Source organism: Pseudophaeobacter sp. (genome assembly GCF_048267565.1).
Lineage (GTDB): Bacteria > Pseudomonadota > Alphaproteobacteria > Rhodobacterales > Rhodobacteraceae > Pseudophaeobacter > Pseudophaeobacter profundi.
This window is the reverse complement of sequence record NZ_JBLWXG010000004.1, coordinates 52,214-79,126: the sequence shown is the minus strand read 5'-3', so window position 1 is coordinate 79,126 and position 26,913 is coordinate 52,214. Positions and strand designations below refer to the sequence as shown.

Genomic DNA, 26,913 nt, shown 5'->3' with positions numbered 1-26,913 from the left:
AATCCTCTCTATTTGATACTTCCATTCAATCCCCGCCCGGCGCTGACGGCGCGAATAGAGCGATCCAGGTCCCGGCTTTCACCGCCATGACCCAGATAGGCAACATAGCTGGTGCCGGCGATGGCACTTGCAGACAGCAAGACAAAGACCACGCGAAATACCATCATCTCAATCGTCGTCCTCTTCGGTCCAGTCACTGCCCTGCCAGCGGGCCCTGTTGTGCAACATGCGGCGCAGCGCCGGATACCCGGCAACCCCGCCAAAGCAAAGCGCCAGGATCATCAGCCAAAAGCCGCTGGACACACCAGTGCGAATGCGCAGGCCTATCTGTGTCATCCTATGTTGGGCAGAGGCAGCAGCATTCTGACGCGGGGCCCATAGACCGGTCTCTTCCAGATCCAGGGTCAGCCTATAGGTGCCAGGCACAGGCGGAAAGAAAGCCAGGCTGGCCCGGTTGCTGCCTTCGCTCCAACTGCCGTCTTGATCGCGTCCGTTGTAATATTCAACGGTGCGACCGGATTCAAACAACAGCTCCCCTTCGGGATCTTCCAGTTCCACCGCAAGGTAGCTCCAGCTGTTGCGGCCGTTTCCCTCTAGATCGATGCGGGTCAGACGCCCCGCCTCGCTGACGTCAAACGGCACCGTGACCGGCAAGTCCAGCACGCTGTGGACCTGCGGATCTATTGCCCGCACACCGCCCTGCAGCGCCATAAAGCCGCTCAGAACCAGGCAGGTTAGCATGGCCCCCAGCCCAGTCTTCATCAAAAAACTGCCGTGGGAGTTGGCCTTGCGCCCCTTCAAAGGGTGCGCGCCACTGGGCGCCACCGCATCATAGGCGGCGACAAACCCGCCGCCCAGGTCGTCTCTCTCCAGGTAGGTGGTTCGGTAGATCTCGCGCTCGCGGGCGGTTGCGGAAAAGGACAGCATCGCAGTTTCGGACAGCGCGGTCACCGTGGTGGTTCGCTTGCCCTGGCGCGGTGTCCAGGTGAATTCCCCCTCGGCAAAGATCACCTCGCTGGTCGAGGTGTCATAGTATTTATAGATCTCTCCTGCGACGCTGAGCTGCGGCCGGGTATCGGCGCGGTTGACCTGTTCGGACGACATCCATCCCGCCGGTTTGCGGTAGCGGCGCGAAAAGGTCAGGTGCCCCTCTTCCAGCGTAATCCAGGCATAGCCATGGGTCGGGGAAAACACCTGATGATCCACCCAGCGCCAGATCCGGCCGTGCCAGGTCTCTTGATGCAGCAGCAGGCCGATCACGGTGAAATCAACGTCAAAAATCTGCCCCGCAGTGCCGATCTTGAAACTGGTTTCGGGGCGTTGCAGCAGGTCGAACTTTTGCAGCGCGCGATAATTGTCCAACGCGTCCAGCGCCGACCCGCAATAGGCGCAGATATGGGTGGTGACACGCCCGCCGCCCAGCACATCAAGCCCAGCACCGCAGGCAGTGCAGTTGATCGCCTTCAGATCAGGATTGAGGCTCATGCAACTGTCACCTTGACCTCAAAAGGATCAATCCAGGTGCCGATGAACCATTCATATTGCTCGCCGCTGATTTCAGCAGAGAGCACATTGCCAGCATCGCCCTGCAGGTTGAGAAAGCGATAGCTCTCTCCCACCGTCAGCGGATGATCAAAGCTGCCCTTGAGCCCGATGCAGGTGCCAGTGCCGTCTTCATCCACCCGAAATCCTTCGCTTTTATAGCGCAAGATCCGCCCCAGTCGCAGCTTGCCACCATAGGTGGGCCAAGCCTCGGGCGGCAGGCTGCGTTGCAGGATCAGATCGCCTTCGTCTACCGAAATCCAGACGGGTTTGCCCCCGGCATCAACCGCCCAGAATTCATCCCAGGTGCCACGCCTATAAGAAAACCGGGCATGGCCCAGGATCTGATACCGCCCGGTGCCGATCTGCAGCTGATCCCCCAGCCCGCACAGCATAGGCACGTCATGCAGCACCCCCTGTTGGCCAGAAAGACGCAGCCCCGCATCTTCCAGAAGCAGGGTGGTTGTGCAGGATTCGCAAGTGATCATCTTGACGCTTTTGATCGCCGGGCAGACCAGATCGCCGCAATTGGGACAGTGCAGTTCGCTCATATCTGCCAGTGTCATCACAGCTGCCAAGAGCGCAAGCGGGAAAAACCGCAAACACCGCTCAGAGTTGCATCATTTCCGTAGATGGGCACGGCGACCTGCCTGCATCTCCGAACTGTACCGGGCCTGTACGCCGCCTGCACGCTCACTGCGTCCTATGCGGTGCCTTTGCCCCGCCACCCAGGCCAGCGCCTTATTAAATCGCAAGAATTTTGATAGGCGGTCCAGAGACGTGCCCAGTTTTTGGGCAAATCCCGCCACCTGCGCCGGACGCATGGCGGCTATACCACTGCGATGGCTGGTCCCAGCCCCTGGTGCCGCCTATGTCCAAAGCAAGGGAGATGTTTATATTCAGGAGTGACCTGCAATGGCACATGCCGCCCACTACACTGCACCAACCGCCCTTGGCGTCCTAAGCCTGCTGGCAAAACCCTTTATCGCCCTGGGCAATGGCCTGGTTGCCATCGGAGAGGCAAACACCCGTTATCAGACCCTGAACAAGCTGATGGACCTGAGCGATGCAGACCTGGCCAAACGTGGCTTGAAGCGTGACGATCTGGTGCACCACGTCTTTTCCGACAGCTACTACCTGTAAGCGCCGCCGCTGCGGCACGACATCCGGGCAAACCTGTTTCTACCCTCGCAGCGCCTGGTGCCTGCGCGGGTGGATTGCAAAACCGGGCAGGAACGACCAGGCGCTAACTGCACGGATCACCCGTTTTCTGCGGCACGACTGGCCCAGCCTGCATCAGCGTTCGCGAAACGCAAATCAGATGGTCGCGCATCGCCTCTGTCGCGGCCTCTGCCTCTCCATTCAAGATCGCCTTTGCCAGCCTTTGGTGTTGCTGTCCCAGGACTGACGTGACCTCTGCGGAATAGGTTTTGGCCCGCGTCCGGGTCCACATCGCCTGTTGGCGCACGGAGCGGATCGACTCATAGACCGTTAGAAACAGCGGGTTTTGCGCCATCTCTGCAATCTTGTAGTGAAAAATGTCATCCGCGATCTCATAGCTTTGCTGATCTGGCGCATCCAATGTGGCCTGGGCCACCTCGGCAAACACCGCGCGGGCCTTTTCATTGGCGCGCAGGGCCGCCAGCCCGGCCAGAGCGGGTTCGATCTCAAGGCGCACCTCCATCACATCCTGCGGGCGCACCCGACGTGCCAGCCGATGCAAACCCGCCGCATCCGTCGCAGGCGGGGGCTGCACAAAGGTGCCCTGTCCACGGCGGCGAAACAGCGCGCCTTCACCTTCCAGTTGATCCAGCGCCTGACGCAGCCTGGCCCGGCTGACGCCAAAATACTCGGCCATTTCGCGTTCGGGCGGCAGGCGGTCGCCGCGCTGCAACTCTCCGGCGGCGATTTCCCGGCGCAATCGTGCAACCAGCGCCGCCTGTGTAGATTTCAAGACAGGCTCGGGCATCGTGCTCAGCCGCCCAGAAGGTCGCTGAACATCCGGGCTGATGTCAGCATCAGGAACAGCCCAAAGACCAGCCGCAGCGCCCGTCGCGGGATGCTATGGGCCAAGCTCACTCCGACACGGGCAAAGATCGTGCTCAAGGGAATGATGGCCGCAGCACACAGCAGATTCACATAGCCAAGCGAAAATGGCGGCAATCCTTCGGCAGCAAAACCGGTGCCCATGTAGATCAGCGCCCCCGGCAGCCCAATTACAAAGCCAATCGCCGCAGAGGTGCCCACCGCCTTGCGGATATCATAGCCGAGGAAGTTGAGCAGAGGCACGCAGACCGTGCCGCCACCGATGCCCATCATCGCAGAGACCGCCCCGGCAAAGACACCAAATCCCGCCCAGACAGGCCTGGAAAAACTGCGCGGAGTTGCACTGTCGGCACCAGTACGCAGGATCATGTCCAGCGCCACAATCGCCGCCACGCTGGCAAAGACCCCGATCAGCACCTTGCCGGACACCACGCCGCCCAGAATACCGCCAATCACCACCCCGATCAGGATCGACGGCGCCCAGAGCTTGAGCAGCCCCATATCAATGGCACCTTTGCGATAGTGGCCATAGCCGGACGACAAAGAGGTAAAAACAATCGTCGCCAGCGAGGTGCCCACCGCCACCTGCATGGTCAGGGCACTTTCCATCCCGGTCAGCGTCAGCGCCAGATAGAGCGCAGGCACAATGACGATACCGCCCCCCACGCCAAGCAACCCGGCCAGCACTCCGCCCACAATCCCAGACCCGGCAGCCACAGCAGCCAGGGTCACCAGGGTTTCGGTTTCAAACATCCACGTGTTTCCTTCTTGCCGCAGCGCCCCGCCCGAGGTCGCCGCAAGAGACAGGCCCGCTGGCGCCGTGCTCTAACAGCGCAGCGTCAGACCTTGAACCAATATAAGATTGGTTCAAAAGCACCAAAAAGCCACGGCAAGTCAAGCAGTCAGTCCACGATGATACAGGTTAACCCTTGGCGAAATCATCGCCTTCATTCTGGCCAAACACGGTCGCCCCCTGATCGGCAGAGGTCACAGAACGGCGGAACACGCCAAACATTTCGCGCCCCGTACCCTGTTGATAGGCGCTCAGATCAGCTGTCGCACTGTCGCGCTCCAATACACCCGGAGTGCAGATCTCCAGCACGCCGTTGGTGGCATCAAGCCGGATCAGGTCGCCATCGCGAATTTTGGCAATCGGGCCGCCGTCCAGGGCTTCGGGAACCACATGGATGGCCGAGGGCACCTTGCCAGAGGCACCAGACATGCGCCCATCCGTCACCAGGGCAACCCGATGCCCCTGCCCCTGCAGGATCCCCAGCATCGGCGTCAGACTATGCAATTCAGGCATGCCATTGGCCTTGGGGCCCTGAAAGCGCACCACCACGATAACATCGCCGGTGAATTCCCCGGCCTTGAAGGCCTCCTTGGCGTCCTCTTGGTCGTGAAAGACCCGCGCCGGAGCTTCGATCACGTGGTGTTTTTCATCCACCGCCGAAACCTTGATAACCGCCGTGCCCAGAGACCCGGTCAGCCGTTTCAACCCGCCCGTTGCCTGAAACGGCGCGCTGGCCGGGCGGACAATGGCCGCGTTCAGCGTCTCTTTCGGTGTGGGGCGGAAGGTCAGCCCCCCCTCGTCCGACAGGAAAGGTTCCTGCGCGTAGGTCTCAAGGCCAGCGCCCGCAATGGTTTTAGTATCAGCGTGCAGGAAACCCGCGTTGAGCAGCTCTTTGATCATGAAGCCCAAGCCGCCAGCCGCATGGAAATGATTCACATCCGCCAGCCCGTTTGGATAGACACGCGCCAGCAGTGGCACCACGTCGGACAGATCCGAGAAATCCTGCCAATCCAGAATGATACCGCCCGCCCGTGCCATGGCAATCAGGTGGATCAACAGATTGGTAGAGCCCCCGGTCGCCATCAGGCCCGTGATGCCATTGGCATAGGTCTTTTCATCCAGGATCTGGCAGACTGGCGTATAGTTGTTGCCCAGCGCGCTCAGCGATAGTGCCCGTTTGGCCCCCTCAACGGTCAAGGCCTCGCGCAGGGGGGTGCCCGGATTGACAAAGCTGGAGCCCGGCAGATGCAGCCCCATGAATTCCATCAGCATCTGATTGGAATTGGCCGTACCATAGAAGGTGCAGGTGCCCGGGCCGTGATAGGCGGCCATTTCGGCTTTCAACAACGTGGCACGGTCAACCTCGCCCGAGGCGTATTTCTGGCGGATCTGCGCCTTTTCATCATTGGCAAGACCGCTGGTCATCGGCCCGGCAGGCAGGAAAACCGCAGGCAAATGGCCAAAAGACTGGGCGCCGATCACCAGCCCCGGCACAATCTTGTCACAGACGCCAAGGTAGACCGCCGCATCAAAGACATTGTGGCTCAGCGCGATGCCCGTTGCCATGGCAATGGTATCACGGGAAAACAGGCTCAGTTCCATGCCTGCCTCGCCCTGGGTAACGCCGTCGCACATGGCCGGCACCCCACCCGCCACCTGCGCCGTGCCCCCGGCGGCGCGCAGCGCGTCGCGGATCAGGGTTGGATAGCTCTCGAACGGCTGATGCGCCGAAAGCATATCGTTATAGGCGGTGACAATTCCCAGATGCCCGCTGCTGGCCTGCGCCAGACTGGCCTGATCCGCCCCCGCTGCAGCATAGGCATGCGCCTGGCCAGAGCAGCTCAGATGGGCCCGCGCCGGACCCTTGCCGGCGGCAGCGGACATTCGGTCCAGATAGGCACGGCGGGTTGGCGCAGAGCGGGCAACAATCCGGTCGGTGACCTCGGCGAGTGTTTTATTTAAACGCATATGAGAAACCTTTCGGGTGTCAGACAGGGGGCATTAAAACAGGCATTAACAGCGTCATATCATCTGGAGCACCAGCAATATCAGGAACCGATACCGCGCCAGCGCCGGTTGTCGCGGTGCATCAGCAACAGGGAATCATCCGGCCCAGAGCTGCCCGGATCATAGAGCTGCGGCTTCGCACCGGACTGGCTCCAGTTGGCGATGATCGGATCAGCCCAGGCCCAGGCGGCCTCTACCTCGTCGCCGCGCATGAACAGGGTCTGATTGCCCCGGACCACATCCATGATCAGCCTCTCATAGGCATCCTGTGGACGGCCCGCTTCGGGCAGGGAATCCGCAAAGGTCATATCCAAGTTGGCCGCGGTGAGGCGCATACCTCCAGGCCCGGGATCCTTGATCGTGGTGCGCAGGGTGATGCCTTCGTCCGGTTGCAGCCGGATCACGAGAACATTGCCATGTACCCCGGCGGCACCTTCAAAAATGTTATGTGGAGGATCACGGAAGTAGACCGCGATTTCGCTTTCACGGGCACGCAGGCATTTGCCCGTGCGCAGATAAAACGGCGTGCCCGCCCAGCGCCAATTGGCCACATGCACCTTCAGCGCGATAAAGCTCTCTGTTGTGCTATCGGCATTGCCTGCATGGTCATGATAGCTGTCCGCCTCGGCGGTGGCGGCATTGCTGCGATACTGGCCCCGCGCCAGATCACTCTCCGACACTGGCTCCAGCGACTCTATCACTTTGACCTTTTCGTCACGCACCGCGTTGGGGGTAAAGCGCGAAGGCGGCTCCATCGCGGTGAGGCACAAGAGCTGCATCAGGTGGTTTTGCACCATATCCCGCATGGCGCCAGAGCGGTCATAATACTCCCCGCGCCCGGCAACGCCAATGCGTTCGGCAACGGTAATCTGCACATGGTCGATATGGGTGGAATTCCACAGCGGTTCAAACAGCGAATTGGCAAAGCGCAGCGCCATCAGGTTCTGCACCGTTTCCTTGCCCAGATAGTGATCAATCCGGTAGATCTGGCTCTCGCTGAAATGCTGGCTCAAGGCGGCATTCAGCGCCTGCGCCGAGACCAGATCATGGCCAAAGGGTTTTTCAAGCACGATCCGGCTTTCGGGGGTGGCGATACCATTGCTGTTCAGCCGACTGGCGATTTCGGGAAACAGGCTGGGCCCCACCGAGAGGTAGAACACCCGGACAACATCGGCGCGCAGATGGGTCTTCAGCTCCTGCCAGCCGGTATCGCCCCTAGCATCCACCGGCACATAATCCAGCAGTTCAACAAAAGCCGCGATATCGTCCTCTCCGGTTTCACCCTCCTGACCGAACTCGCGGATCGCAGCGGCAACAAAATCCTGAAATCCGCCGCGATCCAGTTTGCTGCGCGAGGTGCCGATGATGCGGCTCTTGGGGCAGAACTGGGCGATCTGAAACCGGTGGAACAGACTGGGGAGGATCTTGCGCCGGGCCAGATCGCCGGTGGCGCCGAACAGCACCAGATCAAAGGGGTCAACGGGGATAACGCGAGAAACCATGTCGATATCAGATCCAGAAAGGAACAGCGCCGCAGCAGGCGCGTCAGGTTGCGGATTTAGGCACAGAGAGCTTGGCCACAAGCCCAAGGGTAGAGCTGTCTTTGCTGGGGTCTTTGCCACCCTGAACAAGAGGCAGCAAACTCTCGGCGAGTTCCTTGCCCAGTTCCACCCCCCATTGATCAAAGGAGTTGATGCCCCAGATGGCGCCCTCGGTGAACACCCGATGTTCATACAGGGCAATGATCTGCCCCAACACAAAGGGGGTTAGCCGCGGATAGGCCAGTGTAACCGAAGGACGGTTGCCCGGGAAGGTCAGATGCGCGGTCATGCGCTCCAGATCGCTATCAGTATGGCCACGGCTTGCGGCCAGCGCGCGTGCCTGCTCGGGCGAACGCCCGGCCATCAGTGCCTTTGATTGCGCCAGGCAATTGGCCTTCAGCAGGTCATGCTGATGCGCCAGCTCTGGCTCATGACCGGTTGCTGCAATCAGGAATTCAGTCGGCACCACATGGGTGCCCTGATGCAACAGCTGATAAAAGGCATGCTGGCCATTGGTGCCGGGTTCGCCCCAAACAATGGGACCAGTGGTCCGGCTGACCTTTGCGCCCTCCAGCGTGACGCCCTTGCCATTACTTTCCATATCCAACTGTTGCAGATAGGCCGGCAGGCGGGCCAGACGTTGATCATAGGGCAAAATCGCCCGCGTGGCGTAGCCGCAGATATTGCTGTGCCAGATGCCAATCAGTCCCAATAGAACCGGCAGATTCTGGCGCAGATCCGCAGTTTGGAAATGGTGGTCCATCGCTGCCGCGCCGCTCAGCATCGCCCGAAAGTTGTCCCGCCCGATCGCCATCAGCACCGGCAGGCCTACGGGTCCCCAAAGCGAATACCGACCCCCGACCCAATCCGCGAAACCAAAGACCCGCTCTGGCGGGATGCCAAACGCGGCCGTCTTGTCCTGCGCGCTTGAAACAGCCACAAGATGCTGGCTGGCTTGCTCTCCCAAGGGGCCGCGCAGCCAGGCAATCGCCGTTGCCGCATTGGTCATGGTTTCGATGGTGCCAAAGGATTTAGAGGCAATGATAATCAGCGTGGTCTGCGGATCCAGCCCCTTCAGGCAGTCGGTAATATCGGCCCCATCCACATTGGAAACATAGTGGCAGCGCGGCCCATCATGATAGGGGGCCAGTGCCAGCGTGGCCATCACCGGCCCGAGATCAGAACCACCAATGCCAATGTTCACGACATCGGTAAAGCGTGCCCCGGTTGCACTCTTGTGGGCACCACTGCGCACCGCCCCGGCAAACCCTTCCATCCGCTCTAGCGTGTGGCGAATGCCAGGCATGACGTCCTCGCCATCGACCTCAACCACCGCATCGGCCGACGCACGCAGGGCCGTATGCAGGGCCGGCCGCTTTTCGGTCACATTGATCGCATCGCCCCGAAACATCTCGGCGATGCGGTCAGCTAGCCCGGCCTGCTCTGCCAGTTCTATCAGACCGGCAAGCGCGGTCTCGTCCAGCGCGGTCTTGGAATAGTCCAGCAACATGCCGTCCGCCTCGGCGGAAAAGGCCTGAAACCGCTGCGGGTCATCTTGAAAAAGCTTTGAGATCGCAATCTCAGAGGTGCGCCGACGATGATCCGTCAACCCTGCCCAATATTTGTCCATTTCAAAAACCCTTACCAAAGCCAACTGGCCGAATCATGCCTTTCGCTCTTATGCAACAAAGTTAGCGCTAACAAGAAGCAAAGAGAAGTCAAAGCACGGTCTCTGTCTTGCATCTGTGTACCACCCAGGCGACTGAGGGCTATTGCCCAGGTGGAGAATACGGAACGGTTTTGGATGACCACGTAGGCAAGAGCTGCTAGTCTCCCCTCAGGACCCAGAAAAACCCGCCTGGGTAGTGCTGTACAATTTTCCCCCCGCACCCATTTTCCGGGCGCAGAAATGAGGGTGAAAACGCATATAACAACCCTGGCTGCCTGAATACGGCCTGCCAAAAATTGATATTGGATTGGTGATCTACGGAGGCAAAACTCTGTTACAAGACCCAAAAACCCAGGCCAGCCGGGAGGGTGCCGCCCAGCCGGAACTGAAACTATCCGCCTATTTCACAAGATTTATTCCCCCCGCCAATATCACAATTCTCTTGGCCTTTCTGGCGCTGATTCTTGTCTTTGCCTCGGTTTTTCTTAAGATCCTTTCCGCTGAAAAGGATGCCTTCAAGCGCGAAATTGTTACCGTCGCAAACGTTTTTGAAAGCCACAAACAGAAGCTGAACTTCCAGCTGGAGCGCTACGCCGCTTCAAACGCGGCCTATCTCAAGATTGATACCGAGTTTTCGCTGCCTTGGATCGAGGAGCGGTTTACATCCGATCTGGCCACCGTCTCTGACTACGATGCCCTGTTCCTGATCGCCCCGGATCGCGAGATTGCCTTCAGAGCCTTCGCAGAACAGACGAGCACCGGTACCCCAGCGCGAAATTTTCAACAGATCCTGTCAGACGAAAGCATTCCACGCATACAGCAAAACTATCTCGATATCCTCGCGCAGGATTCCACACAGAGCAGACATTTCTCACCATATGTTTCCGAGCTGTCGCAGGTTAATCTCTACCAGTTTGGCGAGGACTTTGCCCTGGCCACCTATTTTGCCATTGTCCCCGATCCAGGCGGCATCCCCATTGCCCAACGCGCACCTTATGTTCTGGTCACCCTGCATGTTCTGGACGCTGCGCATTTGGAAACTCTGCTGTCAGCCTTGCCGCTGGAAGATCTGGTACTGGTGCAAGAGATCCCCTCTGGGATGATCGGCCTGCAGCTAACCCCCGACACCCCTGACCCAGACGCAGGCCCGGCCTATCTGGCCTGGCACCCAACTGCCAAAGGGACCTCGATTCTGCTGTCCTCTGCCCCGGTACTTGGCATAACGGTCGGATGCATTTTTCTGCTGGCGCTGTTTTCCATCAGGCGCAGCCAACGCGATCGGGCAGACCTGAAGGTCAGCGAACGCCAGCTGCATGACGCACATCGCATTGCCAAAATGGGCAGGTTTTCCATTTCGTCAGATAATGTGTTCAACTGCGGCGCAGAAACCTTGCAGTTGCTGGGCACTCCGGGCAGCGAAAAGATATCGTCATTTGATGACTTCTGCGCCCGGCATGTCCATGCCGACGATCAGGCCCCGCTTCAATCTGCGGTGCGTAAATGCTGGCAAAACGGCTGGCCGTTTGGCTGCGAATTCCGGGTCAGTTCCACCACTGACAAGGAAACCACCCTCCGCATGCAGGGGCAGGTGCATAACGGCGGCACCAAAGACGAACTCCAGGTGGTGGGCATGATCCAGGATGTTTCCGAATTCATACTTCTGGGCGAAAAGCTGCGCCAGTCACAAAAGATGGAGGCAATCGGCAACCTGACCGGTGGCATTGCCCATGACTTCAACAATCTTCTGGCCGTCATCCTTGGCAATCTTGAGCTCATTCAGGACTGCGAAACCTCCAAGATCACCCAGTCCCACATGGAAGATGCGATCCGTGCCACCATGCGCGCGGCTGATCTGACCCAGAACATGCTGACCTTTGCGCGCCGCGCACCGCTTGCGCCAAAACAACTGCAGCTGAACCAGATCATCAAAGATACCCAGAAATGGGCTGGCCGCGTCCTGCCCGAGACCATCGAAATCACGACCCGGTTGGAAAACGATGCCTGGCCCATTGCCGCAGATCCAAGCACCACAGAAAGCACCCTGCTCAATCTGATGCTGAATGCCCGCGATGCGATGCCCAATGGCGGCAGCCTGTTGATCGAAACCTCCAACATCTTGCTGGATGAGGAATTTATCAAGACGGTCAAGGAAGACCAGCCCCCCGGATTCTATGTCATGCTGTCCGTCGTCGATAGCGGGCAAGGCATCCCCGAGGCGTCGCTAAAGTACATCTTTGATCCGTTTTATACCACCAAGGGCCCCACCCATGGCACCGGACTTGGGCTTTCGGTGGTGCAGGGGTTCATGGAACAAACGGGGGGGCTGGTTCTGGTGCAGTCAAAACTTGGCGCTGGCACCAGGTTTGATCTCTATTTTCCCGCCCAAACGACCCACACCACAAAAGGAGAGCTGCCCTTTGACCCAGACATGCCCGCCCCGCCCCACAAGGGAAAGAAGGCGCGCATTCTGCTTGTCGAGGATTCCCCTAGCATGCTGAAAATGCTGGAAACAACTCTCAGCCAGGCTGGTCATAGTGTCATTTCCGCCACCTCTGGGGATCATGCACTGCTCGCCTTTGAGAGTGCTGACAGATTTGATCTTTTGCTCAGCGACATTGTGATGCCCGGCCAGATGCAAGGGATAGCTCTTGCCAATCAATTGCGGGCAAAACAGCCCTCTTTGCGCATCATTCTGATGACAGGTTATCCCAAGGCCCTACCCGATATCACCAAGGATCTGTCTGAGGGCGGCCAAGTACTGACAAAACCGATGCGCACAAAAGACCTGCTCTTGGCGATTGAAACCGCGCTGTCCCAACCCTCTCTTGACACCGCGACCCGCACTGCATCCGTTGACTGAGCCCAGATCGAAGCGGCGGCCGCTACCTTCACCGGAGGGCCAAGGATAGGCCGGACAGGATCACGCCGATCGCTCTGATCTGGGCAGGGCGATCTCATTCACGACCCGCCGCATCTCCTCGCGATTCATCGGGGTGCCAAAATAGAAGCCCTGAACAGAATTGCACTTCTCCTGCTGCAGGAACTGCAACTCTTCTTCACCTTCCACCCCCTCGGCTAGGACAGGAATATTCAACGCAGAACCCAGCAACAAAGTAGAGCGCACAATGGCCGCACTTTGTGCATTCTGATGCACACCGCGCACAAAGCTCTGATCAATCTTGATCTTGTCAAAAGGAAAGGTCTGCAAGGTCGCAAGAGAAGAATACCCGGTCCCAAAGTCATCCATCGCAATGCGCACACCATAGTTTTTCAGCTTATGCATTACCTTCAAGGTATGGACCTTGTCGTCGATGATGCTGGATTCAGTGATTTCCAGTTCCAGTCTTTCCGGGGCTAGGCCGGTCTCGAACAAGACATCCATCACATCCTCGACAAAGGAGGGCTGCACCAGCTGTTGGGGGGCGACATTGACCGCCACCTGAAAAGGGCGCGTCCATCCGGCGGCTTCTTTGCAGGCCGTTTTCAGAACCCAATAGCCGATCTCGCGGATCAGGCCGGTTTCTTCTGCGATTGGGATAAACTCATCCGGTTTCACCCGACCACGTGTGGGGTGGTTCCAGCGCAACAGCACCTCAAAGCCAACTGGCTCTAGTGAATTCAGGTCATTTTGAAATTGGTAGGCCAGTTCAAACTCGCCAGCAGCAGAGGCACGGCGCAGATCCTGGACCAACTGGAGTTTTTCGCGGCTTTGACGATCCATTTCTTCGCTGAACTGACAGACATTGCAGGTCATATCCGCTTTCGCACGGTACATTGCCAGGTCAGATTTATGCAGCAACTCTTGCGGGTCCCGACCATCCTTGAGACTGGTGGCGATGCCAATGGCGGCCCCCACATGCAGCGATTGGTGCTCTAGATCGATGGGATCAACAACAATCGAGGCATGCAAACGTTCCGCATAGGCCTGCACCTCTTCTATCCGCCGAAATCCCAGCTTCACCGCAACAAATTCGTCGCCGCCCACCCGCGCGATATATTCATCCGCGCCCTGCTGCCGGGTCAGGCGCTCAGACACCGCCTGCAGGACCTTGTCGCCCACGGCATGGCCGTATAGGTCGTTCACCTCTTTGAACAGGTTCAGGTCAATGGTCAAAACGGCTGCACGCTCGGTTTCGTCCTGCTCCAAGCGATGCTGCAGCCCCGACAAAAACTGCGTCAGCCACATACGGTTGGCCATAGAGGTGAGTGGATCATGCAGCACGGCATGCGCCAGTTGGCTACGGGCTTCGCTTTCGACATTTTGTTCAATGCTGGCCGAGGCAAATCCGAGAAGCAAAATAATTCCCGTGATGCCAAAAATCACGGTGCCCAGCGTCGCATCCGAAATAACCTGCGTCGGCACATCCACCAAGGGGCTAAGCCGCACGTCAATTGCGCTCATGCCGATGAAATGCATGCCACAGATGGCGCTGACAAGCAGCCCCGTTGCAGCCACCCAGCTTTTCACATCCAGCTTTTGTTTGACTGCAATAGAATAGCCCAAAGCCCCCAGACCGGCCCCGACCACAACCGAGAGCACAAGATATCCCAGTGACAATTCCAGGGTGCCAGGCACCAGATAGGCCTGCATCCCAGAGTAGTGCATTATCGAAACCGTAACCCCGAACAGCGCGCCCGCGACATAGGGCACCTGCCGCCCAGAGGCAAAGACAAGCACCGCATTGACCCCGAAGACGCCCAGAATGGCAATCAGCAGCGACAAGCCCGTCACAATCGGTTCATATCCGTGCTGAAAACCCGGTTCATAAGCTAGCATCGCAATGAAATGCGTCGACCAGATCGTCGCGCCTGCGATCATACTGGACAGCCCCAGCGGCACCAGCCGCCGCCGCTCTGCTGTGTCCAAAAGCCCGTTGGTCAGACGAACCGTCAGACTGACCCCCACCACGCAGACAAACGCAGCCACCGCAACAAGCGTGTAGTTGTGCTGCTGCGTCAAACAATCCAAAATTCGGTACATATGGGGGTCTCAAACTGTTAGTTATTACGGCCCCCCACCAAAGCAGCAAAAGCTTAATGAATGGCGAAACCCCCAGGGACTCATGGTCTATCCGGGCAGATATTCACCGCGCGGGCGCATGCTTTTGGTTAAAATCAAAAACAACCACCGCAACCTCTACTGCCCCCGGTCGCCCCCCCCCCCTTTGCAAGCGCGAAATCTGTATTGCTTGCTTTGCCACGCTTAATTAGGAAATAGCGCCCCCAGCTACGGAAAAAGGCGCGCATATTTGCGACCTTTCCCACCAGCTAGGCAGCCCGTGTTCGCTAAGCGTCGCCGCGCCCCTCTGAGCGCGATTTCATCTGTTCATAGGCCGCAAGAGCCCGCCGTCTTCCGCTACCAAGGTCAATCATCTGTTCCGGATAGGTATCGTCCGGGGCCAGTTGCCAGCAATGCGGACAGGCCTGGTAAAAATCCAGTGCATCGCGGCCCGGATCCTGTGACAATTCAGCCAAGTATCTGTGTACATATACCTTTTTCCCATCGAACTTCTCCGCCTGTGTTTGCGGGTTGAAGATCCGGAAAAACGGCGAAGCATCCGGCCCGGAACCGGCGACCCACTGCCAGCCCATAGCGTTTGCGGCAGGGTCCCAATCGATTAGGCAGTCTTCGAACCACTGCTGGCCAATGCGCCAGTGTTTCAGCAAATGTTTGGTCAGGTAGGATCCGGCGATCATTCTGCAGCGGTTGTGCATGTAGCCGGTCACATAAAGCTGACGCATCGCGGCATCGACAAGCGGCACGCCCGTGCGCCCCATTTTCCACCGCAAAACCGCCTCATCCTCGTCTTCCTGCCAAGGAAAACTGCTCCAGTCCGGACGCCAGTTTGACGATATGATTTCCGGCGAATGATAGGCGAGATGGTACGAGAACTCGCGCCAGACAAGCTCTTTCAGGAAGTGTTCGGCCCCCGGCTTGCCATCATTCATCGCCTGCACCCCGGCATGCCAGATAGTCCGGGGGCCAATCTCTCCCCAGGTCAGGTTTTCGGAAAGACGGGAAGTCGCCTCCTCGGCGGGGAAATCCCGGCGCTCCTTGTAGCCTATGACAGGACCATCGAGGAAATGTTCAAGACGGTCTAGCGCGCGGGCTTCGCCGACACAGGCATGCCGCGCCAGGATATCCCCGCCACGATTCATCGCCAGCTGCAAACCCCAGCTTTCAAGCTGGTCGCTGTCCGGCCAACTGTTGGGCGATAGCATCTGTTGCGGCGCAGGCTCTGCGCGCTCTACCGGCCTGTCTCGTACGGCGCGCCACATTGGGGTGTAGACCTTGAAAAACCCACCCTGCTTGGTCTTGACGCTCCAGGGTTCAAACAGAAGATGCCCGGCAAAGCTGCGGGCGTCATACCCCGCCGAAGCCAGACTGGATTTCACCGCGGTATCGCGGGCAATTGCATCTGGATCATAGGCGCGCGTCCACCAAATGGCACCGGCACCGGTTTCTTTGGCCAGGGACGCCAAGACATCCGCCGCCCGCCCCCGGCGCAGGATAAGCCGCGAACCGAGCGATTTCAGTCGCTCATCAAACAGGCGCAAGGCCGCATCCAATCGCCATTTTGGCGCGGCCCCGTAGGTTTCAACCACTTCGTCCAGTACAAAAACCGGAACAATGGGGCGGCCGGATCGCACCGCCTCGGATAAGGCTGCATGCTCTGCCAATCTGAAATCCCGTCTGAACCACAGGATTATCGGTGATTTGGTCTCTGACATGGCGTTTCCTATTCTAGCCCTGGCCTACAGGGCGTGGTGCATCTTGCTGCTTCTGGTTCCGCAGAAAGCACCGGACAGTAGTATTGGGCAAGACAGGGATCATGGCGTTGCCGGGAACACGGCCGTTTTCTTCACTGTTCCATAGACAAAACTGGTGTCGATCGAGGCTATGCCGCCAATGGGATGAATGCAATTGCGAATGAAATTTTCATAGGCTTCAAGGTCAGGTACCAGCACCCGAAGCTGATAATCCATCGCTCCGGTCATGACATGGCACTCCAGCACTTCGTCGATCAGCCGAACCCGTTTTTCAAAATTCTGCACATCCGCCTGATTGTGCCGTTCCAGTTTGATGCGCACGAAAACGGTGATGGAAAGACCATAGGCAGCCGGGTCGACATCCGCGCTATAGCCTTGGATGATCCCCTTCGTTTCCAGGTTTCTGACCCGGCGCAAACAAGGCGAAGGCGACAGGTTGACCGCATGGGCGAGATCCTGATTGGTCATGCGACCATCGCGCTGAAGGGTGCGAATGATTTGCTTATCTTTACTGTCCACCGGGGCCTCACATTAGCATACTATGCCAATATATATCGAAGATGTGGCAATATTGGCAATCCATTGATCCAATTTATGGTGCAAGGTAGCTCAAAATAGGATCAGGAGTTCACAATGCCCCACCCCACTGGTTTTGCCACCCGCGCCATCCACCACGCGTATGACCCGCAAGAAAATGAGGGCGCGCTGACCCCGCCGCTGCATTTGACCTCTACCTTCGCCTTTGAGACCACTGAGGCAGGCGGCGAGATGTTCGCAGGCGAACGTCAGGGGCATATCTACAGCCGCATTTCCAACCCAACCTGTGATCTGCTGGAACGCCGTATCGCCACGCTGGAGGGGGCCGAGGCCGGGCTGGCGTTGTCGAGCGGCATGGGCGCGATTACCGCCGTGTTGTGGACCCTGCTGTCACCGGGGGACGAGGTGATCGTGGACAAGACGCTGTATGGCTGCACCTTCGCTTTCATGCAGCACGGTTTGGCGAAATGGGGGGTTACCATCACCCATGTGGACATGACCGACCCTGACACCCTGCGCGCTGCCATCTCTGATCGGACCCGCGTGGTCTATTTCGAAACTCCAGCCAACCCGAACATGCGTTTGGTGGATATTGCCGCCACCGCCGAAATCGCCCATGCCGCCGGGGCGCAGGTGGTGGTGGACAACACCTATGCCACGCCCTACCTGACCCGCCCGATCGAATTGGGAGCGGATATCGTGGTGCATTCCGCCACCAAGTATCTTGGCGGCCATGGCGATGTCGTGGCCGGGCTGGTCGCGGGCCGCATGGAACAGGTCACCGAAATCCGGCTGGTCGGGATGAAGGACATGACTGGCGCAGTGATGGCGCCGTTCAACGCGATGCTGATCCTGCGCGGGCTGAAAACCCTGTCCCTGCGGCTGGATCGTCATTGTGAATCCGCCCAGATTGTGGCCGACTATCTAGAAGCACACCCGGCGGTTCAATCGGTGTCTTTCCCCGGATTGGAAAGCTTTGCGCAACACGATCTCGCCCAGCGGCAGATGGCACAGCCCGGCGCGATGATTGCCTTTGAAGTTACCGATGGCATGGCCGGGGGCATCCGGTTCATGAACGGGTTGAAGATGATCCAGCGGGCCGTATCGTTGGGCGATGCGGAAACTCTGGTCCAGCACCCGGCCTCGATGACACATTCGACCTATACCCCCGAGGAACGTGCCGCACATGACATCAGCGATGGGCTTATCCGCCTGTCCGTCGGGCTAGAGGACGTCGCGGATATTCTTGCCGATCTAAAGCAGGCCCTGCCGTTTCCTGCCCAATACGCTGCCGAATAAGCCCCGAACAAGGAGAGAGCCATGCACAACGATATGACCCACCTGAAGACCATTGAACAGCGTCTGTTGTGGCTCTCTCACTGGATGATCCATCACGCCAATCACCTGCGCCCGAAGGTGGACGGGATCAAGGTTGGCGGTCATCAGGCCTCATCGGCTTCGATGGTGTCGATCATGACCGCGCTCTACTTCTCGACGCTGAAACCCGAGGACCGGGTCGCGGTGAAACCCCATGCCTCTCCGGTTTTTCATGCGCTGCAGTATCTGATGGGCAACCAAACCCAAGAAAAGATGGAAAACTTCCGGGGCTTTGGCGGGGTGCAGTCTTATCCCAGCCGGACCAAGGATATCGATGATGTCGATTTCTCCACCGGGTCGGTTGGGCTTGGGGTGGCGATCACCTCCTTTGCCTCGATCATTCAGGATTATATCAAGGCCAAACGCTGGGGCGAGGACGCGCCGATGGGCCGGATGGTGGCACTGGTCGGTGATGCTGAACTGGACGAAGGCAACATCTACGAGGCGCTACAGGAAGGCTGGAAAAACGATCTGCGCAATACCTGGTGGATCATCGACTATAACCGCCAGTCCCTGGACGGGATCGTGCGCGAGGGCCTGTTTGAACGGGTCGAGAAAATCTTTGATGCCTTTGGCTGGGATGTGGTGCGGGTAAAGCACGGCGCCTTGCAGCGGGCCGCCTTTGAAGAACCGGGCGGCGACCGCCTGCGCGATTGGATTGATGCCTGCCCGAACCAGGAATACGCGGCGCTGACCTTCATGGGCGGCGCGGTCTGGCGCAAACGGCTGTTGGAGGATCTGGGCGATCAGGGCGCGGTATCGGCGCTGATCGAACGGCGCGATGATGCGGCACTGGCGGCGCTGATGGAAAACCTCGGCGGCAACTGCGTTGAAACGATGGCCCAGACCTTTCAGGCGATCGACCATGACCGCCCAACCTGTTTTCTTGCCTATACCATCAAAGGCTGGGGCACCCCGATTGCCGGGCACAAGGACAATCACGGCGGGCTGATGAATACCAGCCAATTTGCCCAGTGGCAGGCGCACATGGGGGTGAGAGAAGGGGAAGAATGGGATCCGATGGCCACCGTTGAAGATCCCAAGGCCCTGCAAGAGTTCCTGTCCCAGGTGGCCTTCTTTGCGCAGGGCAGACGTCGTTTTCAGGATATCAAACTGGCTGTGCCCAGCCTTGAAATTGACACCGCCCGCGATACTTCGACACAGATGGCCTTTGGCAAGATCCTCGATGATCTGTCCAAAGGTGACAGCCCGCTGGCCGAGCGGATCGTGACCACATCGCCTGATGTGACCGGCACGACAAACCTGGGCCCCTGGGTGAACCGGCGCAAACTATTTGGCCGGGCAGAACAGGCCGACGCCTTCATCGAACACCGCATCCCTTCGACCGCGAAATGGGAATTCACGCCGCAGGGACAGCATATCGAACTGGGCATCGCAGAAATGAACCTGATGCTGTTATTGGGGGCGGCGGGCCTGTCACATTCGCTGTTCGGCAAGCGCCTGATCCCTATTGGCACGGTCTATGACCCTTTTGTTGCCCGCGGCCTGGATGCGCTGAACTATGCCTGCTACCAGGATGCCCGTTTCATTCTGGTGGGGACGCCGTCAGGCATTACCCTGGCACCTGAAGGTGGTGCCCACCAGTCAGTCGGCACGCCGCTGATCGGGATGAGCCAGGACGGTCTCGCCGCTTTTGAACCTGCTTTTGCGGATGAATTGGCGGTGATCATGCAATGGGCCTTTGACTACCTTCAGCGCGACGGCGAAGGCGACCCGGATGAGCGCACCTGGCTGCGCGACGAAACCGGCGGCTCTGTCTATTTGCGCCTGTCCACCAACCCGATCGAACAGCCCGGCAAGCGGGTCGACGATGATTTCCGCCAGGGGGCCATTGATGGCGCCTACTGGCTGCGCAGGCCGGGGCCGAATTGCGATGTCGTGATTGCCTACCAGGGCGCCGTCGCGCCCGAAGCGATCAAGGCTGCAGGGATGATTGGCGAGGCCCGGCGGGATGTGGGCGTTCTCGCCGTTACCTCGGCTGACCGTTTGAATGCGGGCTGGACTGCGGCGCAACGGGTGCGGTCGCGCGGCGCTGCTGATGCGCAGTCTCATATCGAAACTCTCATGTCTGCCCTGCCGCCGCATTGCAAAATCATCACCGTGATCGACGGTCACCCGGCAACCCTGTCTTGGCTGGGGTCGGTTGCGGGGCACCAGACCATTCCGCTGGGTGTGGAACATTTTGGTCAGACCGGTACGATTGGCGATCTCTATAGTCATCATGGCATTGATGCTGCCGCCATTGTCGAAAAGGTCAATGGCCTAACCACTGGCAGAAACATACACCAGAACGCGTCTGGTTTACCGCTCAGCAACGCCTGATAGAGCGGTAGGCCACGCCAGCAACAGTTGGGCGATGACGGGGCCATCCCGGATGGCAAATCTTCGGCCAGCCCCCTCCCCGCTCTCGGTCTTCCCAATGCCCCCGCATCGGCGCAGCATTCGTTGCATGGGGCATCAACCTTCGCTTTTTGGGCATGGCAAGCCCTGCTTCGTTGCCTGCGGCGGCCATGTTGCAGCTTTTGCATGGCAGTACGGTTTTGGACCTAAAGAAGTCGTTCGCAACTCAGAAATCCGGCGCTTGCGATCTAGTCTGTCCCGGCAAGGTGCTGCCGTCCCGCGCGGGCGGCAGAGAATTGGGAAGTCGGTGAAAACCCGACACTGCCCCCGCAACGGTAAGGAAGATCAGGTTCGGCTATCACCACTGGGACGAGGATCCCGGGAAGGTGCCGCTACCCGGTGAAAGCCTCTTCCAAGTCCGGAAACCAGCCTTGCAGATATGTCAAACCGCGGGTGGCGGTGGGGGCACAGATTCCGGACGTGTTCCTCGCGCGCCTCCGAACTGTTCTCCCATGTCATCTGCCCAAGCAAGGCCGCGGGGCGCGGCAGGAGAGCCAGAAGTGAACACTATTCAAAGCCTAATTGCCCGCCGAAAACCGAAACATACCTTGGAACAGGCGTTCTACACCGACCCCGAAATCTTTCAGGCCGACCTGGAGAACATCCACTACCGCGATTGGCTGTTTGCAATTGCGGCCTGTGAATTGGCCAAACCCGGCGACTACGTCACCTATAACGTAGGGGCCTATCGCGTAGTTATCGTGCGGGGCGCTGACAATCTGATTCGGGCCTTCCACAACACTTGCCGCCACCGTGGTTCTATCATTTGCAAGGCGGCCAAGGGAAACGCCCCCAAATTGGTCTGCCCCTATCACCAATGGACCTATGAGCTTGATGGATCTTTGCTCTGGGCCCGCGATATGGGGCCTGATTTTGACCCCAGGCAGCATGGTTTGAAAACGGTGCATTGCCGCGAACTGGCAGGGCTGGTCTATATCTGCCTGGCGGACGAGGCCCCTGATTTTGATAGCTTTGCTGAAGTCGCCCGCCCCTATCTAGAGCCGCATGATCTGGGAAATGCCAAAGTCGCCTTCGAGAGCTCAATCGTTGAAAACGGCAACTGGAAACTGGTCTGGGAAAATAACCGCGAATGTTACCATTGCGGCGGTAACCACCCGGCACTTTGCAGGACTTTCCCGGATGACCCTGCTGTAACCGGTATCGAAGACGGCAATACACCAGCGCATCTGCAGGCGCATTTTGACCGTTGTGAAGCTGCGGGGCTGCCCTCTCACTTTCGCCTTGATGGTGACGGACAGTACCGGCTGGCACGCATGCCGCTGAAGCAAGGTGCCGAAAGCTATACGATGAACGGCAAAGCCGCTGTGCGTCGCGGGATGGGGCACGCCCCCTTTGCCGATGCCGGGGCACTGCTGAAGTTTCACTATCCCACAACCTGGAACCATTTCCTTGCGGACCATTCCATTGTCTTCCGTGTCACGCCGATCAGCGCGACCGAAACTGAGGTGACCACCAAATGGCTGGTCCACAAAGACGCGGTCGAAGGTGTCGACTATGATCTGAAACGCCTGACAGAGGTCTGGATCGCCACGAATGAAGAAGACCGGGAGGTTGTCGAAAACAATCAACAAGGCATCAACAGCCCAGCCTATGCGCCCGGCCCCTATTCGGGAACGCAAGAGACCGGAGTACTACAGTTTGTAGAGTGGTATTGCACCACATTGACAGATCGCCTGGCACCTGATGCCGTGGCGGCGGAGTAAACGATATGAAAGACCTCTATTCAGCCGCAGGCGTTTGGAAAGATGGGGAAACACTGGAATGTGTTTCAGTGGTTCCTGAGGCGCCAAATACCGCAAGCTTCAGCTTTCGCGCGCCTTCCGGGGCGCTCTTCAGCTATGAGCCCGGACAGTTTCTGACGCTCGAAATCCCGGCTCCGGGACAGCCGGGCGGTGTTGTGCATCGCACCTATACGGTTTCCTCCTCTCCGTCGCGGCCGCGTTCGATCACCATCACTGCCAAGGCGCAAGAGGACAGCATCGGAACCCGCTGGATGCTGGATAATTTGCAACCCGGGATGCGCATGAAAGCAATTGGCCCGGCGGGATTGTTCAGCAATTCCAAAAGCAAGGCCAGCAAGTATCTGTTCGTTTCCGCAGGTTCTGGCATCACCCCCATGATGTCGATGACCACCTGCATGTGGGATGAGGGCCAGGATCTGGATGTTGTCTTCATCAATTGCGCCAAACGCCCATCTGAAATCATCTTTCGCCAGCGCCTGGAATGGATGGCGAGCCGCACACCAGGGCTTGATCTCAAATTCGTGGTGGAAGAACCCGATCCTTACAAACCCTGGACCGGCTATCAGGGGCAGTTCAATCAGTTGATGTTGGGCCTGATGGCGCCGGATTATCTAGACCGAGAGGTCTATTGTTGTGGGCCAGAGCCTTTCATGACTGCCGTGCGCGAAGCACTGGCAGGGCTGGGCTTCGATCTGGACAACTATCACCAAGAGAGCTTTGGCGCCCCTGTCGAGACAGAGGCAGACCAGCCCGATCTGGATGATGTGGTGCTTGACGATGATACCAATGCCGTGATCCATTTTGCCACCTCTGACATAACAGCCAAAGTCGCGGAAACGGATACCGTCTTGGCGGCTGCACGCAATGTTGGCCTGAATATCCCGTCGGGCTGTACATTTGGTGTCTGCGGAACCTGCAAGGTCAAGAAATCCGCAGGCGAGGTCCATATGGTGCACAATGGCGGTATTTCTGAGGATGACATTGCAGCGGGATACATCCTCGCCTGCTGTTCCAACCCAATCGGAAGAGTTGAAATCGAAGTCTGAAAACCCAAAGGGGGCGCCGATCCGCGCCCCCTATGTAGTTGGACATAAACCTTCTACACCAATACGATTGCTTCGAGGGGGCTTGTGTCATCTCGTGTTGGCCAGGGGGGCGAGGCCTCCTCGCCCCGCCCCTGTTCTTCGTCTTCGCCGTCAGCCCTCCCCGGCAGCGTGGCGCCCAGCCAGATAGCCGAAGGTCAGAGCCGGTCCAAGCGTGATCCCCGCGCCTGGATAGGTACCGGCCATGATCGAGTTCATGTCGTTGCCGCAGGCGTAGAGCCCGTCGATCACGCTGCGGTCCTCGCGCAGGACCCGAGCGTCTGCATCTGTGGCGAGTCCCATGCTGGTGCCGATGTCGCCCGGGAAGATGCGCACGGCGTAGAATGGCCCGGTCTCAAGCGGGTTGAGGCAAGGGTTCGGGCAATGATCGGGATCCCCCAGATAGGTCTGATAGGCGGTTGATCCCTTGCCGTACTGCCGGTCGATCCCCTCTGCTGCATCAGCGTTGAAGGCCTGAATGGTCCGGTTAAGGGTCTCTGGGGGCAGGTTGATCCGCCGCGCAAGCTCCGCCGGGGTCGCAGCCTTTTTCAGGTAGCCCGAGCGCAGATGGTGGCGATAGGGCGCAGGCGCCGGACGCACCGGCCCGAGACCGTAGCGGCGCAGGGCCCGATGGTCACAAATCAGCCAGGCCTCCTTCAGCCCGGCACGGGTCATGCCCGATACGAAGTCATGATAGGAGACCGCCTCGTTGACAAAACGCTCCCCCTTGGGAGAGACGGCTATCACCCCCGGCTTGGCGCGATCCAGGAACAGATGCGGGAAAGGCCGCGTGGCGCCATTGCCCTCCGGGATCAGCGAGACCGGCGCCCAGAAACCCGCGTTGCGGTTGGTATCGATGAAATGCGCTCCAATCGCTCGGGCCGCACCGATGGCACCACCTGTGGCGGGACGGGGCGACATGGAGAAATGCTGAGCCCCCTTTGCCACATGGGGCATCAGCTCCGCGCGCATCTCGGCATTGGCCGGGAAACCGCCAGTCGCCAGAACCACGCCGCAGCGGGCGGTGATCTGCCCCCCGGCTTCTGTCTGGATCCCGGTGACGCGGCCCGCCCCGTCGGTCAGCAAAGCGGTGAGCGCCTGACCGGTAAAGATCGGAATGTCGCGTTCGAGAACCGACAGGGCAAGACGCCCGGCGACCGCCTGCCCCAAGGTGAGCCGTGTGCCGCGAGAATGGCGCAGTCGGTCACGGCCATGGCGCAGCAGAAGCCGCAACGCATGCAGCGCCGAGCCAGGCTTGCGCGTCATGTTCATGAAATGACCGATGTCGAAGCGATTGAGCATCATCCCCCCGAAGAGGGTAAAATCACCGATCGGCGGTTTCAGCCGGTCGAACTCCTTGCCCAGTCGGCGGCCATCGAAGGTCTGCGCATCAAGCACCCGCCCGCCCATGGACGCGCCCGGCCTATCGGGATGATAGTCCGGCGAAACTGCGCGATGTTCGAATTGTAGTGCGGTGTTGTCCTGAAAGAAACTGACCATCTCGGGGCCGGCCTTGAGGAAGCGGCGCACAAGATCCGTATCCATCAGATTGCCAACCTCGCCCTGCAGGTAGGTAAAGGCCGCCTCCGCATCCTCTTCCATACCCGCCGCGCGCATCAGCGGGTTATTGGGAATCCAGATGGCGCCGCCGGAGACGGCAGTGGAGCCGCCGAAATGGCTGTCCTTCTCGACGATCGCCACATCGAGCCCACCGATCTTTGCGGTGAGGGCCGCTGCCATACCCGCCGCGCCGGAACCAACGACAACCAGGTCATAGGCTGCGGCAGGGGTGTTTTCCTGACCGCTCATATCTGCGCCTCGCGCGGGTAGCGTCCCATGGCCCAGCCGCCATCGACGCGCAGGCTTTCACCCGAGATGAAGGCGGCCTCGTCACTGGCGAGAAACGCAATGGCCTGCGCCACATCCTGCGGCTGGCCAACGCGACGCATCGGCGATTGCTCGACGAAGATTTCGTGGCGCCAGGCCTCGGTGCGGATACGCTCGGCGGTGAGCGGGGTTTCGATCAATCCCGGCGCCACCGCATTGACCCGGATGCCCTCGGGCCCGTAGTCCGTTGCCATCTGGCGGGTGAGCGCGGCCACCGCCCCCTTGGAGGCGGAATAGCCGGAGGAGTTCTGAGCACCGACCTCGGCATAGATCGACGCGACATTGACGATGCTGCCACCGCCTGCGGCCTGCATTTGACCAACGGCAAAGCGCGCAAGGCGGAACAAACCGACCACATTGACCTCCATGTAGCGGCGCAACTCCTCGTCGCTGGTCTGGTCTAGACGACCGCCGCCGCCGATGCCGGCGTTATTGACCAGAATGGCGAGCGGTTTGCCAATCCGGGTGATTTCTTCCGCGAGGGTCTCGGGCAGCGCCGGGTCGGTCATATCACCGATGATGGTAGTGATGCCGCTCTGCGCCAACTCCTGCAGGGGCGCAGCGTCGCGATCCACCGCAATAACCTGCGCACCGCGGGCAGCGAAAAGCTCTGCCGTGGCGCGGCCGATACCGCCCGCCGCTCCGGTGATGAGGGCGAGTTTGTTCTCAACTGTCATGTTTGTATCCTTAGATCCCGAGCGCACCGCCAAGCGAGCGCCCGCCGTCGACCAGCAGGGTCTGGCCGGTGATGAACCCTGCCTGCGGAGCAGCGAGAAAGGCCACCGCCGCAGCGATATCGTCAGGGGTGCCAAGTGTGCCGCCCGGTTGCAGCGCGCGCAGGGCGTCCAGATTTGTATCAGAGCGGGCCCGCAGCATGTCCGTTTCGATCACCCCGGGGGCAACCGCATTGACGGTTATGCCCTTTGGGGCAAGCTCCAGCGCCAGCGAGCGGGTGAAGCCACCGACCGCCGCCTTGGAGGTGGCATAGTGAATGTATTGGGCCGAGCCGAGCATCGCCCGCGAGGCAATGTTGACGATGGCCCCCCCCTGCCCCATGGCAGCCGCCGCGCATTGGCACAGGCTGAACATGGCAACCACATTGACCTCATACATGCGGCGGAAGTCCTCAGCCTCCAGTGCGTCAAAAGGTTTGACGTTGAAGATACCGGCATTGTTGACGAGGCAGCGCAGGGGGCCGACGCGCTCGATCATGGCCGCGACGGCCTTCTCGTCGGTGATATCCAGCGTCTCCGCCTGGCCCTGCCCGCCCGCCGCTGTGATCAGCGCGACGGTTTCTTCGGCCATGGCGCCGTTCAGATCGGCAACGATGACGCGATGTCCGGCCTCTGCCAGATGAAGGGAGATGGCGCGCCCGATCCCGGCGCCGCCCCCGGTGACGATTGCGACATTTGCCTCTGTCGTGTGCTGTGCCATGAATTGTCTGCCTCTGTCTTGAAAGGGGGGAGAAGGCCGCTGC

20 protein-coding genes and 1 riboswitch are annotated in these 26,913 nt (G+C 59.3%); of the genes, 6 read left to right on the top strand and 14 right to left on the bottom strand.

What is annotated here, in order from left to right:
- Positions 1-8: 8 nt before the first annotated feature.
- From ACN0VH_RS11145 to ACN0VH_RS11135, 3 genes are read right to left on the bottom strand one after another with little or no spacing between them, the layout of a single operon-like run.
- A complete protein-coding gene (locus tag ACN0VH_RS11145; RefSeq protein ID WP_278923478.1) occupies positions 9-167 on the bottom strand; it encodes a hypothetical protein in 159 nt (52 codons plus the stop codon).
- Between the two features lies 1 nt (position 168).
- Positions 169-1,485, bottom strand: a complete 1,317-nt coding sequence (locus tag ACN0VH_RS11140; RefSeq protein ID WP_417700626.1) for a DUF4178 domain-containing protein — start codon at positions 1,483-1,485, stop codon at positions 169-171.
- Positions 1,482-2,108 carry a DUF4178 domain-containing protein gene (locus ACN0VH_RS11135; RefSeq protein WP_417700625.1) on the bottom strand — a complete coding sequence of 209 codons (627 nt, stop codon included), beginning with the start codon at positions 2,106-2,108 and terminating at the stop codon, positions 1,482-1,484. Before ACN0VH_RS11135 ends, ACN0VH_RS11140 begins: the two co-directional genes overlap by 4 nt.
- Positions 2,109-2,457: 349 nt before the next feature.
- On the opposite strand from ACN0VH_RS11135, the gene ACN0VH_RS11130 reads away from it, so the two are divergent.
- Complete coding sequence (locus ACN0VH_RS11130) at positions 2,458-2,685, top strand: hypothetical protein (protein WP_278923481.1); 228 nt, start codon at positions 2,458-2,460, stop codon at positions 2,683-2,685.
- Between the two features lie 103 nt (positions 2,686-2,788).
- On the opposite strand, the gene ACN0VH_RS11125 is transcribed toward ACN0VH_RS11130, so the two are convergent.
- The 5 genes from ACN0VH_RS11125 to pgi form a co-directional block, all read right to left on the bottom strand.
- A complete protein-coding gene (locus ACN0VH_RS11125; protein WP_417700624.1) occupies positions 2,789-3,511 on the bottom strand; it encodes a FadR/GntR family transcriptional regulator in 723 nt (240 codons plus the stop codon).
- A 5-nt stretch (positions 3,512-3,516) separates the two neighbouring features.
- Positions 3,517-4,341 (bottom strand): sulfite exporter TauE/SafE family protein, encoded by an 825-nt coding sequence (locus tag ACN0VH_RS11120; protein WP_417700623.1) that lies wholly within the window; start codon positions 4,339-4,341, stop codon positions 3,517-3,519.
- A 169-nt stretch (positions 4,342-4,510) separates the two neighbouring features.
- The gene (gene edd, locus ACN0VH_RS11115; protein WP_417700622.1) at positions 4,511-6,349 is read right to left on the bottom strand and encodes a phosphogluconate dehydratase; all 1,839 of its coding nucleotides are present in this window, start codon (positions 6,347-6,349) and stop codon (positions 4,511-4,513) included.
- A gap of 80 nt (positions 6,350-6,429) precedes the next feature.
- Entirely contained in the window at positions 6,430-7,890 is a 1,461-nt protein-coding gene (zwf, locus tag ACN0VH_RS11110; RefSeq protein ID WP_417700621.1) for a glucose-6-phosphate dehydrogenase, read from the bottom strand.
- Between the two features lie 43 nt (positions 7,891-7,933).
- Complete coding sequence (pgi, locus tag ACN0VH_RS11105) at positions 7,934-9,559, bottom strand: glucose-6-phosphate isomerase (RefSeq protein WP_417700620.1); 1,626 nt, start codon at positions 9,557-9,559, stop codon at positions 7,934-7,936.
- 349 nt (positions 9,560-9,908) lie between these two features.
- Between pgi and ACN0VH_RS11100 the strand changes: the two genes are divergently transcribed.
- Positions 9,909-12,458 (top strand): response regulator, encoded by a 2,550-nt coding sequence (locus tag ACN0VH_RS11100; RefSeq protein WP_417700780.1) that lies wholly within the window; start codon positions 9,909-9,911, stop codon positions 12,456-12,458.
- A 60-nt stretch (positions 12,459-12,518) separates the two neighbouring features.
- Here the strand turns inward: ACN0VH_RS11100 and ACN0VH_RS11095 are convergent, their stop codons facing one another.
- From ACN0VH_RS11095 to ACN0VH_RS11085, 3 genes are all read right to left on the bottom strand, one after another.
- The gene (locus ACN0VH_RS11095; protein ID WP_278923487.1) at positions 12,519-14,579 is read right to left on the bottom strand and encodes a putative bifunctional diguanylate cyclase/phosphodiesterase; all 2,061 of its coding nucleotides are present in this window, start codon (positions 14,577-14,579) and stop codon (positions 12,519-12,521) included.
- A 305-nt stretch (positions 14,580-14,884) separates the two neighbouring features.
- Positions 14,885-16,330: a cryptochrome/photolyase family protein gene (locus tag ACN0VH_RS11090; protein ID WP_417700619.1), complete on the bottom strand. Its 1,446-nt coding sequence runs from the start codon at positions 16,328-16,330 to the stop codon at positions 14,885-14,887.
- Positions 16,331-16,429: 99 nt separating this feature from the next.
- Entirely contained in the window at positions 16,430-16,888 is a 459-nt protein-coding gene (locus ACN0VH_RS11085; RefSeq protein ID WP_278923489.1) for an Lrp/AsnC family transcriptional regulator, read from the bottom strand.
- 114 nt (positions 16,889-17,002) lie between these two features.
- Here ACN0VH_RS11085 and ACN0VH_RS11080 point away from each other — a divergent pair, with 114 nt between their 5' ends.
- The 4 genes from ACN0VH_RS11080 to ACN0VH_RS11065 all read left to right on the top strand — a co-directional run bounded on the left by ACN0VH_RS11080 (position 17,003) and on the right by ACN0VH_RS11065 (position 23,513).
- Positions 17,003-18,205: a methionine gamma-lyase gene (locus tag ACN0VH_RS11080; protein WP_417700618.1), complete on the top strand. Its 1,203-nt coding sequence runs from the start codon at positions 17,003-17,005 to the stop codon at positions 18,203-18,205.
- A 21-nt stretch (positions 18,206-18,226) separates the two neighbouring features.
- Positions 18,227-20,626 (top strand): thiamine pyrophosphate-binding protein, encoded by a 2,400-nt coding sequence (locus tag ACN0VH_RS11075; protein WP_417700617.1) that lies wholly within the window; start codon positions 18,227-18,229, stop codon positions 20,624-20,626.
- Between the two features lie 265 nt (positions 20,627-20,891).
- Positions 20,892-21,092: riboswitch (cobalamin riboswitch) on the top strand.
- Between the two features lie 64 nt (positions 21,093-21,156).
- Positions 21,157-22,428 (top strand): aromatic ring-hydroxylating oxygenase subunit alpha, encoded by a 1,272-nt coding sequence (locus ACN0VH_RS11070; protein WP_417700616.1) that lies wholly within the window; start codon positions 21,157-21,159, stop codon positions 22,426-22,428.
- A 5-nt stretch (positions 22,429-22,433) separates the two neighbouring features.
- A complete protein-coding gene (locus ACN0VH_RS11065) occupies positions 22,434-23,513 on the top strand; it encodes an FAD-binding oxidoreductase (RefSeq protein ID WP_278923493.1) in 1,080 nt (359 codons plus the stop codon).
- A gap of 150 nt (positions 23,514-23,663) precedes the next feature.
- Here ACN0VH_RS11065 and ACN0VH_RS11060 read toward each other — a convergent pair whose 3' ends face one another.
- Genes ACN0VH_RS11060 through ACN0VH_RS11050 form a run of 3 tightly spaced genes read right to left on the bottom strand, consistent with a single transcriptional unit; the run spans position 23,664 to position 26,870 of the window.
- Positions 23,664-25,358 (bottom strand): FAD-dependent oxidoreductase, encoded by a 1,695-nt coding sequence (locus ACN0VH_RS11060; RefSeq protein WP_417700615.1) that lies wholly within the window; start codon positions 25,356-25,358, stop codon positions 23,664-23,666.
- Entirely contained in the window at positions 25,355-26,113 is a 759-nt protein-coding gene (locus tag ACN0VH_RS11055; RefSeq protein ID WP_278923495.1) for an SDR family NAD(P)-dependent oxidoreductase, read from the bottom strand. Before ACN0VH_RS11055 ends, ACN0VH_RS11060 begins: the two co-directional genes overlap by 4 nt.
- A gap of 10 nt (positions 26,114-26,123) precedes the next feature.
- Complete coding sequence (locus tag ACN0VH_RS11050; RefSeq protein WP_278923496.1) at positions 26,124-26,870, bottom strand: SDR family NAD(P)-dependent oxidoreductase; 747 nt, start codon at positions 26,868-26,870, stop codon at positions 26,124-26,126.
- Between the last annotated feature and the right edge of the window lie 43 nt (positions 26,871-26,913).